The organism is Cellvibrio sp. KY-GH-1 (assembly GCF_008806975.1).
Taxonomy (GTDB): domain Bacteria; phylum Pseudomonadota; class Gammaproteobacteria; order Pseudomonadales; family Cellvibrionaceae; genus Cellvibrio.
On the sequence record NZ_CP031728.1, the window covers coordinates 622,518 to 639,414 of the forward strand.

Annotated in this window: 10 protein-coding genes; 5 read left to right on the forward strand and 5 right to left on the reverse strand. The window is 45.4% G+C overall.

The window, feature by feature from the left end:
* Positions 1 to 98: 98 nt before the first annotated feature.
* Positions 99 to 2,846, reverse strand: coding sequence for a TonB-dependent receptor (locus tag D0C16_RS02450; protein WP_151030859.1), 2,748 nt, complete (start codon positions 2,844 to 2,846; stop codon positions 99 to 101).
* 508 nt (positions 2,847 to 3,354) lie between these two features.
* On the opposite strand from D0C16_RS02450, the gene D0C16_RS02455 reads away from it, so the two are divergent.
* Entirely contained in the window at positions 3,355 to 7,869 is a 4,515-nt protein-coding gene (locus D0C16_RS02455) for an Ig-like domain-containing protein (RefSeq protein WP_151030860.1), read from the forward strand.
* Between the two features lie 213 nt (positions 7,870 to 8,082).
* Here the strand turns inward: D0C16_RS02455 and D0C16_RS02460 are convergent, their stop codons facing one another.
* Complete coding sequence (locus tag D0C16_RS02460) at positions 8,083 to 8,349, reverse strand: YafY family protein (protein ID WP_007640809.1); 267 nt, start codon at positions 8,347 to 8,349, stop codon at positions 8,083 to 8,085.
* 430 nt (positions 8,350 to 8,779) lie between these two features.
* On the opposite strand from D0C16_RS02460, the gene D0C16_RS02465 reads away from it, so the two are divergent.
* The 4 genes from D0C16_RS02465 (at position 8,780) to D0C16_RS02480 (ending at position 12,737) form a co-directional block, all read left to right on the forward strand.
* On the forward strand, positions 8,780 to 9,523 hold the full coding sequence (locus tag D0C16_RS02465; protein WP_040391652.1) for a phage Gp37/Gp68 family protein: 744 nt from the start codon (positions 8,780 to 8,782) through the stop codon (positions 9,521 to 9,523).
* Between the two features lie 24 nt (positions 9,524 to 9,547).
* Positions 9,548 to 10,816, forward strand: a complete 1,269-nt coding sequence (locus tag D0C16_RS02470; protein WP_007640813.1) for a three-Cys-motif partner protein TcmP — start codon at positions 9,548 to 9,550, stop codon at positions 10,814 to 10,816.
* A 19-nt stretch (positions 10,817 to 10,835) separates the two neighbouring features.
* On the forward strand, positions 10,836 to 11,996 hold the full coding sequence (gene tcmP, locus D0C16_RS02475; RefSeq protein ID WP_151030861.1) for a three-Cys-motif partner protein TcmP: 1,161 nt from the start codon (positions 10,836 to 10,838) through the stop codon (positions 11,994 to 11,996).
* Positions 11,997 to 12,107: 111 nt separating this feature from the next.
* Positions 12,108 to 12,737, forward strand: coding sequence for an HAD family hydrolase (locus D0C16_RS02480; RefSeq protein WP_040391654.1), 630 nt, complete (start codon positions 12,108 to 12,110; stop codon positions 12,735 to 12,737).
* A 121-nt stretch (positions 12,738 to 12,858) separates the two neighbouring features.
* Here the strand turns inward: D0C16_RS02480 and D0C16_RS02485 are convergent, their stop codons facing one another.
* Genes D0C16_RS02485 through D0C16_RS02495 form a run of 3 tightly spaced genes read right to left on the reverse strand, consistent with a single transcriptional unit; the run spans position 12,859 to position 16,884 of the window.
* Positions 12,859 to 13,245, reverse strand: a complete 387-nt coding sequence (locus D0C16_RS02485) for a hypothetical protein (RefSeq protein ID WP_050976986.1) — start codon at positions 13,243 to 13,245, stop codon at positions 12,859 to 12,861.
* A complete protein-coding gene (locus tag D0C16_RS02490) occupies positions 13,223 to 15,226 on the reverse strand; it encodes a hypothetical protein (protein ID WP_151030862.1) in 2,004 nt (667 codons plus the stop codon). The genes D0C16_RS02485 and D0C16_RS02490 overlap by 23 nt, the downstream gene beginning before the upstream one ends.
* On the reverse strand, positions 15,223 to 16,884 hold the full coding sequence (locus D0C16_RS02495) for a hypothetical protein (RefSeq protein WP_007640822.1): 1,662 nt from the start codon (positions 16,882 to 16,884) through the stop codon (positions 15,223 to 15,225). The genes D0C16_RS02490 and D0C16_RS02495 overlap by 4 nt, the downstream gene beginning before the upstream one ends.
* Positions 16,885 to 16,897 lie beyond the last annotated feature (13 nt).

The window sequence follows — 16,897 nt, forward strand, 5'->3', positions numbered from 1 at the left end:
TTATTATCCATTTAATCTGTTTCGTTTTAAAAAAAAGGTCGCCAATAGTAGGCGACCTTTTTTGTACTCAATCATAATTGGGTGTTAAACACTGACAATTAGAATTTCGCACGTACACCTACGTTGTAACGAGAACCGTATTGCTCGTAATCTTTAATTTGATTAGTCCAACGGCCGTAACGATGGGTTGCTTCATCGGTTACGTTCAAGCCTTCGATAAATACGGATAGATTCTCATTGATTTCATAACTTGCGTTGATATCAATTTGATCATAGGCCGCAGTAAAGACGGGTTCATTGCCGGATGACAGGAGGAACTTGTCGCGCCAGTTATAGGCAATACGAATTTGGAAACCATTATTTTCGTAGAAGCCGACAAAGTTGGCTGAATCGCTCAAGCCTTGTAGCGCCAAATCATTGTCCAAACTGTAGACGTCGTAACTGTCATCGCTATCTACCATGGTGTAGTTAACAATGGTGCCGAAGCCTGAGTCGCCGAACATATGCTGTACATTAAATTCCCAACCATCAACCAAAGAGTCGTTCAGGTTTTGTGGTGTGGAAACTTCCCAGACAATAGCTTGATCACCAGGTTGTGAAGTACAGGCTGATGTTGGGTTGGCTACTGAGCCACCTGGGCAACCAGGGCGCGGATTGGCGCTGGGGTTAGTCAGTGGGCCATTGGGGCTGTTGATGATGCGGTCTTCTTGGCCTACAGCAATAAAGTTATCCACTTTCTTGCGGAAGTAACCACCGGATACATAACTGCCTTCGCCGTAGTACCACTCAAGTGACAGGTCGAGGTTTTCGGATTCGAACGGTAATAAACCCGGGTTGCCTTGATTTGCTTTGAATGGGCCGGTTGATAAGTGCGTGACTAAATCTGTGCCGGGATACATTGCATCAATATTGCTGCGCGCAATGGTTTTGCTGTACGAGAAACGCGTTACCAGGTCATCGGTTAAATTTAAACTTAAATCGAAGTTAGGTAAAAAATTATCGTAATTTCCTTTGAGTGTGTCCGACTGTTCGGTATCAGCGTATATCTTCGACATCTCCAGTGGCGATACCCAATTAAAACCTATCACTGGTTTAGTGATGGTGTAGGAGCTAACATCGGTTTCTTCGTAGCGCAGGCCAACATTGGCTTTAACCGGCATTTGGTTAAATTCCGCATCAAAATCAAATGACAGATAAAGCGCGTTAGTCTCTTCTTCAATACCATTGGTGCCATAGTTCATTGGATTATTAAGATTTTGCGCGTACACCAAATCAATAAATTCATTGGCGCTAAATACAGGTACATATTCAAAACCTATATCGCCTGTTTCAAAACTGAGATCCAGATTGGTCAGGTCCATGCCGCTTAATGCAAAGTTCGCGCTGTAAATATCTTTTACATCTACGGTGTTTTTGGTTTGTGCTACACCAAAATTAATCGCCGTAAGTGCACCTGCATCGGCATTTTGCCAAACGCCGTGCAATTGAACTTGTTGAATATTATTTTCCAGTTCATGACCGCGCTCTTGATACAGGTCGCCGACAATATTGGCTTTGTTGTAGGCGCCGCCGGGTAAGTCTGAATCGTCATAGGAAACGCTGGGCAATTTGCCAGAGAAATCCGCTGCGATATCCACTGCACCAAACGGGTTTTTGGTATTGGCAATGCGCTCGGCAGGTTGTGCTCCTGGGTTCGCATGAGAGGTTGAGTCATGTGCATCCAGAGTGAAAGACAATTGATCATTAACGTCCCACTCTACATTTACACCGAATGAATCATTTTCAGTATTAAAACCGTATTCCCAGGCCCAAAAGTTCAACTCATCGTTGCTGCGCGCCGGGTTAATGATGGTGCCATTGGCATCGGCTTTACCGGTTTGTACATCATCAAACCAAAAGCTCATGCGATTCATCGCGCCGTCTTCTTCAAGGCGTGACATGGTGTAATCAACAGTCGCGGTCAGGTTGTCGGTTGGGGCAAATTGCAATACCAATTGACCGTTTTGGCGGGTGCGCTCGTAGTTGGCATTTTCCAAATCGACAGTGGGGATGCGCCATGTCGCTTTAGTGGGGTTGCGATCAGTATCAATAGCGCTGGTGTCAGGATTTTGTTGGCCGGGATAGCCGCGGCTCCAACCATTTTGTGTGCCGATACGATCGACATGGAAGTTGCGTTCGGCGTAGGAATAAGATGCGAGTACGCCAAATTTTCCATCGGCAAAAGTGTTGCTAATCATGCCGGAAATTTCCGGTGTTACTTCATCGCCTGTTTCAACAGTGGGCTCGATTACACCTTTCACGCTCGCGTGAGCAACCAATTCATTAAAATCAAACGGCTTGGCGGTTTTCAAGTTAATGGTTGCGCCCAGTCCGCCTGAGGCCACGTTTGCTTTGCCGGTTTTATAAACCTCTACGCCGGAAACACTTTCTGCGGCTATTTCACGGAAATTAAAACTGCGAGAAATGGGTGTGCCATCCAACGCGGATGAGTTGGGCATTTGACGGCCATTTAAAGTCACCAGATTAAAACTGGGGCCGAAGCCCCGAACGGTCACTTGGTTACCCTCATTGTTGCTCCGGTCGATGGATACACCGGTAATGCGTTGTAAAGATTCAGCGAGGTTGGTGTCGGGAAATTTACCTATGTCTTCGGCACTGATGGCATCTACTACGCCGCTTGCTTGCCGCTTGGTTTCCATTGCGCCGGTGAGTGAGCTTCTAATCCCGGTCACTACAACTTCTTCCACAGCGCCGGAATCTTGCGCATAAATATTGATGCTGGATGCAGCAATCACTGCTGCTGAAAGTACTTTTAGTTTGAAGCGGTCTTGAATAATCATCGCCATACAACACTCTCCTAATGGTCTTTCATTTTTCTATATCGGCTTGTTTTGCCTTTGTTCGAATCAAAACAGGCCTTATGGTTGATTCGAAAGTAAGGGCGGTTTGCTAAAGATTGAAACGTTTGGTTTCCGCGCCTTGCCTTGCGCAGGTATCATCTGCCCACTTCTTTTTAATGTCAAACATTAATTGTTAACAAAATGTGTGGTTGTTGGTCGAAGTGATGGGGCATGGGCTGTGACAGTGAGGAGAGTGGGTATCAGCTGCGCATGGGCGGGAGGCGGGAGCGTAAAAAAGTTAAAGATTAACTGTGAAATGTTAACAAGGTTGTGTTAATGCAAAAAATATCGGTGTAAGATTCTATTTCTGCTACTGGCACAGCTTCACCAGCAGGGGCTTGGGATTCGCGTAAATCAGAATCGTCTTGGCCAATCATTAATAACAATAATATGTTCTTCAGCTGTTAGTGTTTTTTCCAATAACGATAATTATCATTTCATCAAAGAGGCAATTATGTTTAAACAACATAAACTCCGCCTTGCTGTTGCCGCTATTACTACTGGGGTTTTAAGTAGCATGGCGTCTTTAGCATTGGCGCAGAACGTTAAGGTTGATATCAACGCGAATATCAAACACTCGGTCAATGGCGTTTCTGATTTTGGACGCGAGCGGCGCATTACCATTCATGCCAGCCCAATGGAAAATGATTTCTTGGGTGAAAAAGAAAAGCTCGATTACCTGATGGATTTAGGTGTGACCTTTGGTCGCGATAATGGTTTGTCGATGTACTATTTCAGCCAAACCGGTGGTGATAAGGCGCGCTCTACCGATACCCCCAGCCCATTTCCTTTTGGTTATGCCAACAAGCCTAATCTGGCACAGTTGAGTGCTCTCTCGGCGCAATACAAAGAAAATTTGGATACCAAATACGCCGATGCGCAGGAATATTTTGGGCGCACTTCTTCATTGATTATGGGGTCACAACCCAGACCCGCTTACCCTAACTGGAGTTCGTATTCCTGGTTTGGTGGTGGCTTGACCAGTGAAACTCCGTGGCGACCACGCACCGCACAAGATGCAGCAGAATGGTATGCGGAATTTTTAAATAAATTTTTTGTGCAATACGAGAATGATCCTACGGCTATTCCTATGCCCAAATATTGGGAGGTAGTCAACGAACCCGATATGTTGATGAACGTTCCCAGTCATGAAGGTCATGTATCTACTTGGGAAGAACTGTTCGAATTTCACAACGTGGTTGCCAATACTGTACGTAGCAAGCTGGGTAACAAGGCTCCAAAAATCGGCGGCATGACCTGGGGTCTGCACGATTTGGAAAAAGGCGATGCAACTGCAACAGGTTCGCCGCGCAATCGTGGCGATGCATTATTGAATATGTTTTATGGCTCGGATGCGGGTAGTGAGGCGATCAAAAATGCTATCCGTGTAAACAGCTTTAATAAATCGCCCACGATGTCGCTCAATGGCCCAAGCCCAAGTTCGGATTGGTATCAATGGGATGTAATCTGGAAAGGCTTTATGGATGCCGCCGGTAAAAATATGGATTTCTATTCAGTCCATTTGTATGACTGGGCTTCTTGGGACGGAGCATCTACTCGCACCGGCGCTTTGCGTACGGGTTTCCAATCTGAAGGGGTTTTGGATTTGCTCGAATGGTACGACATGAAAATGCTCGGTCAACGCAAAGAAGTGGTGATGTCGGAATACGGCAATATTACCGGCACCGACATTACTAAATTGGATCGTCAGCGCATGCGCTGGGAAGTATTAAAGCCCTTCTCGCAAATGATGATGCAATTTATGGAGCGCCCTGATTACGTCACCTTGTCTATGCCGTTCATCGTGGTTAAGGGTGAGTGGGGCGATGAGGACAAAACCCATCCTTACGGCCAAAGTCTGTTGGATCGTGACTACTCAACTTGTACCGAAACACCTACGGCTTATACCAACTGTACCTGGAACTTTAACCCTTCCATTAAATGGTATGAATTGTGGCGTGACGTTGATGGCACCCGTGTAGATACCTATGCCAGTGACCGCGATATTCAAGTGGATGCCTATGTTAAGGGCAAACACATGTATGTCATTTTAAACAGTTTGGAAGCAAAGCCGACCACCGTAGACATGAACTTTGCGGGCATCAGCGGCAATGCGATCAAGAGCATCAAAATGCGCCACTTATATTTAGACGAGGCCATTGATGATGATAACAATCCAGCCAACGGTGTGGGTAAGCCAATTCTGGCCGATGCCACTCTGACCAGCCTGCCTAAAAACATCACAATTGGCGCAGATGCAACGGTGATTTTGGATATTGAGTACACCAATAACCCAAACCCCACACTCAACAGCAAAGAGCAGAAATACCCGGCTGAACCACTGACCGCCAATGCCCCGTATCGCGTTGCAGCCGCAAATGTGAGTGCGCAGGTGAACGGTGTGCCCAAACCGGCTAAAGGTGAAGCGCAACTGCGTGTGACCGGCGCCTTCTTTATGAATACCGGCATAGCGACTGGCTCGTCCGACAGCCGCGTATCGCTCAAAATTAACGGCAATACAGTACCGGTGAAAACCGATTGGCGCGGCGATGAGTCGAGAAGAAACGGGCGCTCCATGGCAACCTTGGAGATTCCGTTTGATGTAAGTTATCTAAGCGCAAGCGGCAATAACAACATTCAGTTAACGACGATTGCCCAGGGTGAAGTTGCGGCGGTGAGCCTGCAAGTGTGGGATATGGATACTCAAGTTACCCGTAGCATTCCCGCTGCTTGCAGCCCATGCACGGCCGTTACTGGCTTGAGCCTGAGCCAAACCAGCGTCAGCAATTTGTTGGTGACTCAATCGGTAGCGCTTCAACCAAGTGTTAGCCCAGCCAATGCCTCCAACCAAAACGTCACTTGGGTTTCATCTAACCCCAGTGTGGCCAGTGTTGATCAAAATGGTTTGGTGACCGGTAACAAGCCAGGTTCTGCCACTATCACCGCAAAAACAGTGGACGGTGCGTTAACTGCTACGGCTTCGGTATCTGTCAGCCAGTTGGTGCCTGCCGCTGTTTCTGTCGTGGGTTTGCCTAACCCTCTGTATATAGGCGCGAGCAAACAGCTAAGTGCGGCAGTTACGCCAATTCATGCACCTAACCGTAAAGTGACCTGGAGCAGCTCTAATCCGACCATTGCAACTGTGGATGCCCAAGGGGTAGTCACTGGCCTTAAGGCAGGCAATGTCACCATTACCGCAAAAACGGTCGCGAACAACATAGTGGGCACGGCAAACATTCAGGTGAAAGCCAAGTTGTTGACCGGGATGGCCATATCGCCCGCGAGCACCTTGATCCCACAAAATGATAGCCTGCAAATCCAAACCAGTTTCACTCCGGCAGACGCCAGTGATAAGTCGGTCACTTGGACCTCCAGTAATACTGCAGTTGCAACCGTGAGCAGTACCGGATTGGTGAAAGGTGTTGGGTTGGGTGTGGCAGAGATTACCGGGCGCAGTAACGACGGTGGCTTTAGCGGTAAAACCCGAGTGGAAGTTGTTGCCTCCAATACCACACTGACCTACGTCGAAGCCGAAGCTTTTAATCGCACCGGCGGAGCCTATGGCGGTTTTGTGAAAAGCACCACTGGTGCCGGCAATATCAATGACAACCAAACCGGTGACTGGGTGGAGTTCGATATTAACTTTGCGCAGGCGGGTATTTACCAATTGGTATTGGCAACCGGTACACCTTTAGATGGCGCGGGTGTGGAGTTCCTGGTGGATGGTGTTTCCAATGGCCGCTCCTCCTTGCCTAACAATGGCAATTGGGATCAGCACGTGACGACGGTAGTAACCAATGGTCTGCAGATTAACTCTGCAGGTACCCATACGCTGCGCTTGCTCAGTGTGGGTGCTGGCGGTGCCTATCAGTGGAATCTGGATAAGATTGGTTATCGTATTTTGAAAGCGACGACTGGTGGGGCATCGTCAATTGCTTCATCGACACCGGCATCTTCTTCACCTTCATCAATGCCGTTGTCATCTTCATCGCGTTCATCGACACCACTGTCTTCTTCCGTCTCATTGAGTTCATCATCGCGCTCATCCATACCTGTATCCTCAAGCTCGTCAGTTGCATCCAGTGTGGCATCCAGTGTTGCAACAGGTGGTTCGAAGTTGGTGTTGCAAGCTGAGGCATATACCGCGACGGGTGGTACTTACCAAGGCTTCCAAAAATACTCAACGGCAGCTGGAGTAGGGGCTATCAACTACAACCAACGTGGCGATTGGGCCGATTACACCCTGAATGTCACCAGTGCGGGTACCTATAGTATTGATGCCTTCCTCGGCACCACACAAGACGGTGGTGCTATAGAGGTGTTGATTGACGGTGTATCTGTAGCGAAAAAGACCGTTGCCAATAACAACAATTGGGATGTGTTTGCCAAGTTGGCAGTAGCGACTGGTGTGCAATTAACTGCAGGTGCACACAGCGTGCGCATTATCTCGGCCGGTACTACCGCATCGACATGGGAGTGGAATGCGGATCGTATTGAGTTCACTCAAGTGGCGGTCGCTGCTCCTTCCTCTTCATCGCGCGCTTCAAGTTCGGCGGCAGTGGCAACACCGGTGGTAATGCAGGCGGAGTCTTATGCTACGACTGGCGGCAGCTATCAAGGCTTCCAAAAGTACACCACCGCGGCGGGTGTAGGCGCTATTAACTACAACCAAACCGGTGACTGGGCGGACTACAGCATCAATGTGACTGCAACCGCTAACTATCGTATCAATGCTTATCTCGGCACCACTCAAACTGGCGGTGCTATAGAAGTGTTGGTGGATGGTGTGTCGGTAGCGAAAAAGACCGTGCCCAACAATAACAATTGGGATGTGTTTGCTTTGCTGGAAGTAAGCAGCAGTGTTCAGCTCAGTCAGGGTGCTCACACAGTGCGGATCATTTCTGCCGGTTCTACCAGTTCAACCTGGGAGTGGAATGCAGATCGCATTGAGTTTATCCCAGTAAATTAATCGTTTAAAAATCCCCTCGCTCGTTTGGCTCACACTGTAATTAGTGTGGGCCTTTTTTATGGTGCAGAGATTCTTACGATTTTAGTAAGCGCATTCATTTATCAAATGATTCTATTTTGGTGCCTGCACAACTGTTGTAGCGGCGCTCGTCGGGCAGACTGGCGAGAATTATGGCGGAAAGACTGCGCGCCGCGCCTGCCATCTCTCGCCTGGTTACGCGCGATAAAAGCTCACCGCGAGTTGTAACGCATCTAATTCTTCAGGCGATAGATGCAATGGCGGTAGCTCTAAGCCCGGTTGTAGACGGTACCCAAGACCCGGCTCCGCATAGACAGGAACTCCTGTAACCGAAAGGTCGTTGATATAACGGTATATCGAGCGCACAGACACCTGTAGCTGTTCGGCGAGTTTGGCTGCAGAGACGGGTTGCTGGCGACGAATTAAATTCACCAGCTGAAATAGACGATTAGCTTTACGCAACGAAAGCTCTTTTTGAAAAGTGCACCATCTATTGATGGTGCCTGGCCAATATTGTGGTCGAGATGGTCTCTTTCCGTAAATGATCCCAGCGGTGATTGGTTCTCTTTCGGTGGTTCAGGTCGTCGTAGCATTTCATATAATGATAAGCATTAAGGGCATCAGATACACGCGGGATTTAAAAGCTGCCTGAAGTACTAAAGAGAGGCGTAGGCGATGCAGAAGTGGTTTGATGCATGGTTCGAGTGGGGCTTGATGTCTGCGATTTGGCGCTTCTATTGTCACCCTGCTAGTGAGTATTAGAACCGAATTAACGGTAATACAACTTTTGATGCTTTAAGTCAGCTTTCGCAGCCTGAATAATATCCCATTACACGCCAATTGATGATCCGGCTGCGGGCAATTACACTGACGTGATTCACGGAGATCTATTATGGCTACAAACAGTAAAATTGAATGGACCGAACAAACATGGAATCCGGTTACGGGCTGCACTAAGATTTCTCCCGGATGTAAATATTGCTACGCGGAGGTAATGGCAAAGCGATTGAAGGCAATGGGAGCTCCGGGTTACGAACTTGGCTTTGACACCATTACGCTGATGTATGAACGATTGGATCAGCCTCTACATCGCAGGAAGCCGACCATCTATTTTGTAAACTCCATGAGCGATTTATTTCATGAGGCGGTGCCTTATGATTTTATTGATCGCATATTTGACACTATCCGTGCGACACCACAGCATGCCTATCAAATTCTGACCAAACGCGCGGAAAGAATGAATGATTATTTCCAGACTAGACAGGTACCTGATAATGCTTGGCTGGGTGTTTCTGTCGAGGATAAAAAGTACGGAATTCCTCGGATCGGCTATTTGCAAGCCATCAAAGCCAAAACCCGGTTTCTGTCTATTGAGCCGTTATTAGAGGATTTGGGGCGCTTTTCTCTCAAGGGTATCCACTGGGTTATTGTTGGCGGTGAATCGGGCGTTAAAGCCAGGCCGATGGAAGAATCTTGGGTACTAAAATTGCGAGATCAATGTCAGCGCAATGAAATTGATTTCTTCTTCAAACAGTGGGGCTCCTGGGGGCAAGATGGCGTCAAGCGTAATAAAAGTGCAAATGGCCGACAATTACAAGGCCAAGTGTGGGATATGATTCCAGTCGTTGCCATTTAAAATAATAGGAAAAGGAAACTCCGTGTGAGCCATAAAAATAAAAAATATGATTGGGAAATTGGATCAGAACTTCCGCAACTTGACGAACATAGCGAAACTAAACATCTCATCATAGCCGATTATTTAAAGCGCTATGTTGAAGTGTATATGGCAAATGCTACGATTGAGCGATTGCCACTCACCGTTGTAGATGGCTTTGCTGGTGGAGGAAAATACCGCGCATTCAATCGCGAAGAGACAACCGATGGTTCTCCTTTTCTGATCTTGAAATCAATCCAAGAGGCGGAAGCACTACTCAATATCGGTAGACGGAAGCCTCGTTCTATTGATGCTGAGTATCATTTCATTGAAAAAGATGCTCCCCATCTCGACTTCCTGCGGCAAGAACTACATTTGTCGGAATTTGCGCATTTACTTGGTTCAAAAATACATCTGTATAACAAAAAATTTGATCAAGTAGCTACTGATGTGATCAAGCGAATTCAACAGCGCAATAAGGGTATGCGTGCTATTTTTATTCTTGATCAATATGCCTATAAAGATGTTCCGTTCAGCATTATTAGAAATATTTTTTCTAGTACCGCCAGCGAGGTTATTTTGACCTTTAATTTCGACACTCTGCAAAGTTTTCTGGCAGAGAATTCGACTAATAAAAAAGCACTCGAAAATATCAATCTTTCACAATATATCGACTGGAATCGGCTGGCGCTTTTTAAGGAGGCAGGTATGTGGCAACACGCTATTCAAGAGCAGTTGGCAAATGCCATTCTAAAAGGATCTGGCGCAAACCACATGACTTTGTTTTTTATAAAGCCTAAAAAAGGATGGTGCTATTGGTTGGTGCATTTATCGCAAAAATTTATTGCTCGGGATGTCATGATGGGCCTTCATTGGAAACATTCTAATACCAGTGCAGGGTTTGAGCATCATTTGGGTGAAGGTATATTTACACTGGGCTACCAAGCTACTCAAACAGCAGGCCAAATCACGCTTGATTTTGGAGAAGTATTCGATTTTGGATCAAAAGCAAAAGAGCGCTGTATTGAGTGCCTGTCAGAATCCATTCCCCGTCTATTGGACAATTGCAATATACAAATGCCATTTTCACAGCTGACCGACAATATCGGCAGCCTGACGCCCGCCTCAACAATAGAAATCAAAGCTGCACTTCAGTCTTCTATAGACAATAAAGAATTAATGATTGTGACAAAAGATGGGGGAACTCGCCGAAGTGCTAACCAGATTGGGCCTTCTGATATTCTCAGATACAATCAAAAACAACTGTTTTTTTAATTACATAAGGAGATAATTAGTGCTTTTGCCCCAGGAATATATTGGTAGACCCCAAGCCTTTTTAAAGCACACCATATTGAAAACGTATCTTGAGCGTCTTTTCATGATTATTGGCCAGTCTGAAATTGTTATTAACTATGTGGATTGTTTTGCTGGTCCTTGGTCAGACGAAAATGAAGCGTTAACAGATACATCTATTGGTATATCCATCGCGCAAATGAGGAAAAGTGTAGCCATTTTCAAAAAAACGTTCAAAAGAGATGTTAAATTCAGAGCGCTTTATATAGAAAAAGACAATGAGGCATTTTCACGTCTGCAGGCATTTTTAGATAAACATCGAGATCCTGCTATTACAGTTGCTTGTATGCATGGTGATTACACCAAACTAATACCCCATATAGTCGAATGGACACAAGATCATTTCACCTTCTTTTTTGTTGACCCTAAAGGCTGGAAAAATATTATTGGTGCAACGACAATGAGGTTGTTATTAGAGCGACCCAAAACAGAATTTCTTATCAACCTAATGTACGACTTTGCCAACAGAGCTACTGGAATCGAAAAACATGATCCGGACATGATTGAACTGTTGGGTACAAAACCTAATTATAATGGCTGTGAAACAGTTTTTGATCGCCAGCGGGCATTTCTTTCCCAGTATCAAAAGAATATAAACTCGATTTATCTCGGTAGGTCTACGTATATTCCCATCAGTCGACCCGGCACCAATAAATTACTTTACTTTCTTGTTTACCTGACGCGACATCCGAAAGGTATCATTGTCTTTAAGGAAGCGGCGGAGAAAATGATCTCTGTGCAGCGTATAACGCATAACGAAACTTTGCTGCTAAAACAGTTTGACGCTGCTCCTATTACTGACTTATTTGCGGCTGAGGATGACGTAACACAGTGTATTCCTGTAACTGACAATCGCCTTTCCGCAAAAGTATTTTTGCTAACAAAACTAACACGCACCCCCTTATTAATTGATAACGAACGTTTCGCTAGATTTTTGGAAGAGAGTGACCTTTATCCAACTGACTTTCAGCAGGCAATGAAGGAGTTGCTTAATAGTAAGGCGGTATTAAACGTCGATGCTGATGTTAGTAAGCGCAGAAAAAAATTCATACAGCCTGACTGGCCGCAAAAGAGCGAACGATGGCAACTATCAGACGAGTAAACGATTTTCCATAACCAAGCATAACTAAATTTGTTTGCTGTGGATCATATGAGACAGAGTTACTTCGCCTCAAAATGGAGTTCGCTCTAAAAATCAACGGCAGGATTCACAGTGAATACTTTCCCAGCATTAATTGTATTTGATCTCTATGGGACATTGGTTCAGTTTGGGATTAAGCATCATCCTTTCCGAAAGATTCTACTTTGGGCTAGGGAGCAGGGGCGCAGCCCAAAACCAGATGACGCACGAAAATTGATGACGGTAGACAAGGATTGCGGTGAGTTGCTGGCAACACTTGGGATTTTTCCTCCTGCCAATATGCTCACACAATTACATCAAGAAATTCAGGAAGAGTTAGCCGGCCTGACTCTCTTTGATGATGTGCTACCAACCCTAGATTTCTTGACCAGCCGAGGAGTTCCTCTGGCCATTTGCTCTAATTTGGCAAAACCCTACGGCGCGGTGATTGACCAGCTATTGCCGCAATTTAACTTCACCCGGCACCTCAGCTATGAAATTGGTGCAATAAAACCTGACATAGAAATGTACGAGTCGATTCTAACGGATACTGGATTAATACCAGAGCAAATCCTCTTCATTGGTGATACATCACTGGCCGACTACGAGGGACCTACTAAATTTGGTTTCCGTGCTAAACATCTGGTCAGAGGCCAATCTTCAGGGATGAATAGCATTGCCTTATTAACAGAAGTTTTGCAGTTGCTGGCGCTAGATAGTTAACTGATGACACGGTATTCGAGCGGTTTCTCAGATCCTCATTATTAAATTGCCAGTAGAAGCCTGATAGATGGGCACGTTTTAAATCATGCCAAGCTCATCAATTGAATATTTCAGCCCGAAATTATGGCGTATAGCGAGTTACTTTGCCTTCTTTCAACATCTCGTTCTCTAGTACCAGTTCTTCGTTAAGGGTGATTAGTGTATTTACGATATTCAAAAGCTTTTCGTTCTGACTCTGAAGTCGCTGTATGCGTTTTGAATCCGATTGTCTTGATTTCTTGGGTTTGCCCTTTTCGGTAGAGGTCGAATGAATCTCCGAGTACGCAGTAATCTCTCTATGTAAATCTGGGTATCGATCCATTCGTAGACTTACTGGCAGCATGCCAGCCTCTTTCGCCACGTTGGTTAATGACACGCGGGTGCCTTTAGGTAGGTTTTTTGGTTCATCGAGCTTAAGTCGCTCAAATGCGGCACGCATTTCTGCTTCAACACTTTTGGGACGTGGCATGAAAGTAGACCTCAATAGCTTCGTTCTCGGCTTTGAGTTTTGAGTGCCGAGGGGTGTTCTTTATAAGATTTGTTAACTCAATGGCGTTGGCGTCGTATAACGCTTTAAGTCCCTTTTCATTTCGCTTGGAAAACACCGCATCTTTGCATGGACCTTTTCCATCCACTCCGGCGCAATGCACTGCCGATTCAACCCCGCCGTACTCACAAGATTGAGTCATGCAAAAACCAAGTAGGGTGCGTCGGCAAGATGCTTCGCCGCTCTTTGCGAGTTCCTCCAGCTTTTTGTAATCGCGATCTTCAATAAGTTTGAGCGTGTTCACTGCGATTAGATTTTTTCCTGTGGCGTGAACGCTGTCACCAATACTGTTTTCAGCTATCTCAATTAACTCCCGTACTGCTGACCTATTGGCCTCGACAGTAACTGCATCACTAGCGTTGGCATTCGTTATAAGGCGCGTGTAATTACGTCCATAGTAATAACTTTGATAAACGGTTTTATGTTTCATCATCCACTGTATAATTTCATCTGGTACGTTTGAGGCAAACAGATTTACGGCCAAGGTCCGTCTTAGTTGATGGGCGTTAAACGACCAGCTGCCATCGACCTTGAACCATAATTTCTCCGTTAGCGTCGGTGTAAGCTGGTATGCGATGTTGTAGTCGTCTTTAGTAATTATAAATTCCTTTTCAGGGAATGCTAACGGATTGAGTTCTACGAACTTACCTAAGTCCCATTGGTATACTTTGATAGAGCTCGTGCCCGAACCCCAATGTTCTATCTTGCCTGTCATTAGATATGGATTTATTTGAACATCTTGAGGGACGACTTTGAACGTAGTGTCTAACCGCAAGCGTGAGAAGAAATTAAGAATTTTGACCGCGCGTTCGACTGAAGTTGGTACGACCCAGCGCGCATCACTATCAGGATCAGTTTTTGTTGTTTCACCCGCCAGCAACGCTACCTTACCGAGAGTTGGGTCATCGTCCTCGATAAAACAATCCGAACGCATGGAAAGCCCTTCACCGAGCCTCTGTATACTGTGTGCCAATATAAACGTGAATGCACAATCCCTTACGAGGTTTGCATAGACAGAGAGCGCTTGTAATTCGTATTTCTGAGTAGGTATATAGCCTACCCATCGGTTTAAGAGATCAGCTATTCCATAGTCTTCAAAAAATACTGTTGCTCCTCCTCGATAAATCCGTCTTTTGGCTCGTGATGGTTTCATTTGACCCTTGACGCTAGTGTCCCGCCCTGCATTTACGAATGGGCTCTTTTGAGAGTGACCATTTTCAATGTTGTGTCGATACGCGTCATGCACCCATGTCCAAGCCTTTGCAAAAGCGGCTTGCTTCATTTCAAATGCGTCCATCACGAGTTCGGTTGATCGAATGAGCGACATCCAAATACGTGGGGGTATATAAGCGTTTTGGACTGGTATATGAGAGATTTGGAGTTGAACTAATTTTTCGATGAATGCAACATCAGCAATTTTCCAACCCAAAACATTTTCCGCTCTCAATAAGGCATTAAGAATCCCAAGCACTCTTCTGTGCTGTGGTGGTGAAAGAAAATCTATAAGATCGCTTGCCAAGCGCGGAAATCGGTAAATTTGATTAATGGTGATGTTGTGTAAGTCTGCAAATTTGCAAAGCTTACTCAACAATTTGAATGTTGATTGAATTGATTTTACCGTTCCTGGAAACAAAGGCATGTGGTACAGATATAGAAATGTAACCTGCTTGAGAAGATCCTTGTTTTTTGGGGTAAGCTTCTGAATATTGAAATTAAAGGAAGAACGGCTATAGGCATGAAAATCCCACCGTTCATCACAATATTTGGAAAGTGGTTTGCCGTCAGAGTCAACAGAAACATAAAAATCATCTGGTGGCGGGTAAGTTATTGGCTGGTAGTTGCAAAGCTCTGAAGCTATTAATGATATATGGGTGTCGCAAAATCGAAGAGTTGAGGCGTTCATCTGGACTCCCAGAATTGAATGATGTTTTTCCATGTTGGGTGATAGACACCTTCTTCAATGCGAATAAGAGACTCAATTACCCATTGTTGTGATCGCGTATTGCGTTCTCTGAAGGCGTCCAGCTTTTCCGACAGTCGCTTAATAACCAGGTCTGCAGGTATCGCACGTTTTACTGGTTGAGCAGCTTCAATAATTTTTAGGTATCTAAAAGTTGTAAGCGACCACACATAATCCTCGGAATCGATGTCGCGATGGCTTTTGCACCACAGGCAACCAGATTCATTGATGCAGTTGGGGTTAATTACTCCTGATGGTCTGTCGTGTGTGGATTCAGGTTGCGCGTTACAACCGCTGTTTATCAAACTAACTGGTTTTTTATTCCAAAATTTCGTCAGTGCAGTCATAGCGCGTTGCTGTGACGGCCTTTCATACGCCTGCTTAAATACTTCTCGTGTGTGCTGGCTCATCTCAGCACTCAGATTTGGGTCACCACTCATGCGATCTAAAAAGTTTGCACGAGTATTGCGAGTCACCCTCGGTGGAATCCATGGGATCCCATCCTGTTTTGCTTGTGCCTTGAGCACTCCGTAGTTCACGCTGCCATTATTGGTGCTCTTATAGAGGACAGGGAAAAGTTTAGAATCTTCAGGATAAAAAAAATCGACAAACTTTATTAAATTCTTAAATCGCTCTCGATACTCTTTATAAATCGTAAATTTGACGGGCCCCTTTTTTCTCCCCTTGTAGCATGTCACAAGCCAATCATTGTTTCCCTGTAGCTTATAGGTAAATCCTTTTCGTTCAATCTGGGTAGCCTGTGACATACTCATGCCAGTTTGATATACGAAGATCACAATCTCAGCAAGCAGCCGAATTCTTATCAAGCTCCCTCTGAACATATCTATCGTTGTGGTTGGTTTACAAAGCGTTACAGCCTTTCGCGATATGACGTTGTTTTGATGGTTGAGCAGTCCCGTTAGTCCAGATGGCATTCTAATTGAATGTCTTGAACCATCAGGTTTCAGTATGTCTAGGGCTATTGGTAGTTGGCCATGAATCGACTCAACAGTAATGGCGTTAGAAATATCGACGCAGTAATGTCCAAGTATTCTTGCGTCCCCTAAGCTCTGCTTCTCTGCCGCACGACTGATAAGTGTCTTACGAGGAGCCTTATAGGATTTGATCGTCTTAGATTGATATTTCAGTAGCAGGTGAGGGGGTCTTTCCAATATGTCGGATATATATTGGCTCAAATCGAGAACGTTTTTATAGGCCGTTATACCTTTGATATCCTTTTTGACGTATGCCTGAGAATAGTTGTACTCATCGTATGCCAGGAACACTGTTTCTAACGCCTTATCTTCCACCGATAGCTGAATATCATTTACATCGATCCATTTTATAAATTTATTGATAATGTGATAGTAGGTGTAGATTGATGCGTGTGATGTGCCCCGCGTAATTTCGAGGTTTAAAAGATCCTTAATTGCTTCTACGAACGGTAAGCGATCTTTAATAATGCCATGCCAAGCTTCAGCTGTTGCATCGCGATAAAACCATCGGGATTCTGTCGCTGCTCCTCCTTTAATGAGCCAGCGACTGAGGTCGGTCCATGCACCTTCAATTTCTTTGATTTTTAGATGCTCCGGCTTCTTCAAGTTCGTTTCACTC

Coding starts and splice junctions, on each gene's coding strand:
- D0C16_RS02455 (WP_151030860.1), top strand. CDS start 3,355: ATGTTTAAACAACATAAACTCCGCCTTGCTGTTGCCGCTATTACTACT.
- D0C16_RS02465 (WP_040391652.1), top strand. CDS start 8,780: ATGGCTACAAACAGTAAAATTGAATGGACCGAACAAACATGGAATCCG.
- D0C16_RS02490 (WP_151030862.1), bottom strand. CDS start 15,226: ATGAACGCCTCAACTCTTCGATTTTGCGACACCCATATATCATTAATA.
- D0C16_RS02485 (WP_050976986.1), bottom strand. CDS start 13,245: ATGCCACGTCCCAAAAGTGTTGAAGCAGAAATGCGTGCCGCATTTGAG.
- D0C16_RS02450 (WP_151030859.1), bottom strand. CDS start 2,846: ATGGCGATGATTATTCAAGACCGCTTCAAACTAAAAGTACTTTCAGCA.